General features: G+C 59.3%; 1 protein-coding gene. It reads right to left on the minus strand.

All coding sequences use genetic code 11. The annotated features are described in order from the left end of the window. Positions 1–58: 58 nt before the first annotated feature. Complete coding sequence (locus tag C7378_RS17580) at positions 59–1,198, minus strand: ParB/RepB/Spo0J family partition protein (RefSeq protein WP_341539166.1); 1,140 nt, start codon at positions 1,196–1,198, stop codon at positions 59–61. Positions 1,199–1,303: the final 105 nt, after the last annotated feature.

The raw sequence follows: 1,303 nt of genomic DNA on the forward strand, positions 1-1,303 counted from the left end.
TCCCACTTCCCCACACCCCCGACGGCGGCTACTTGAACTCAGAAATAGCTGCGCTACACTAACTCATCCAACGGCACAAAACATCGGGCACGCCAATCAGGCGAACCGGAACGGCGCCGCCGATGGCGGCGAGGACGCGAAGCCCGGTCGTGTTGGCGATGGCTTGTTCCCTGCGTTGCTTCTCCTGCTCGGCCTTCCACTTCTCATCGTTGCGGCTGGTTGGCTGCTTCGGATGATGGACGGGGCAAGTCGGATTGGCGCATACCTTTTGGATGGTGCCAACGTCGCTACCCTCGGTGATGATGGCCTCGGTAGTGAACTTGCACGTCTTGTACTCCGGCCTCTGCGCTTGCTGCTTGTCTTTCGCCTTCTCACTCTGAATCGCGGTGTACTTGTTGCGCGGGAGTACCGGGCTACCTTCCTTCTGCCCACCGTAGGCCGTGCTGATCTGCACCAGCTCCGGTTTCGCTGCGATGGTCGCGGTGACGTGTGCCGAGACTTTTGCAGCGTAGCAGCCGGGGTCGGTGCATCGGTCGCCCTGTCTGCCGAGGTCATCGCCAAACAATAGTTTGTTATGGCCTGTGCGTTTGGGGCAGTCGGCACAACTGCCAGCGGCGGGAACAAGCTGCGCATCCCGCTTGTTGAACGGCGCATCTTTCAAGACGAGAAGGACGTTGCTGTCAATCCAGAATTGCAGGTTGCGGACAGGTAGTAGGATACGCGCTGGCTTGGCTCCATTGTTGTAGACCTCTTTGAAGCAAGCGGAGAGCGCTTGTTCCTGCACGTTGGCGGGCAGCTTCGCCAGTAGCAGCGCGTGACCGACGCCGATTTCATCGGCATAGAAGGCTTCCACGGCAGCGGGTGCGAGGTCGGCTAGCTTCAACCTCGAAGCGATGAAGACGGGCGATTTCCCAACCTTCGCCGCAATCTGCTCGATGCTGTACTTGGGTTCGTCTAAGTCCAGCAAAGCGCGGAATCCCTGCGCTTCCTCCATCGGGTGAATTTCCGACCGAATCAGATTCTCAACCAATTGAGCCTCTAACGCGGCGGCGTCAGAGAGATTGACAATGCGGACAGGCACGGTTGACTGTTCCGCTATCTGCGCGGCGCGGTAACGCCTTGCTCCTGCTACGATCTCGAAGCCGTTTTCGGTGAGAGGCCGCACCAGCAGCGGAGACAATACGCCCTGAGTGCGGATGGACTCGGCTTTATGTTCCGCTGGCCATTATGTGGCGGATGCAACGAGAAGCCGCATGGCTGAGGGCGGTGGGCGTTCTGGAGGGCACATAACGGAGGAGTCATG

This window comes from Acidipila rosea (assembly GCF_004339725.1).
Classification (GTDB): domain Bacteria; phylum Acidobacteriota; class Terriglobia; order Terriglobales; family Acidobacteriaceae; genus Acidipila; species Acidipila rosea.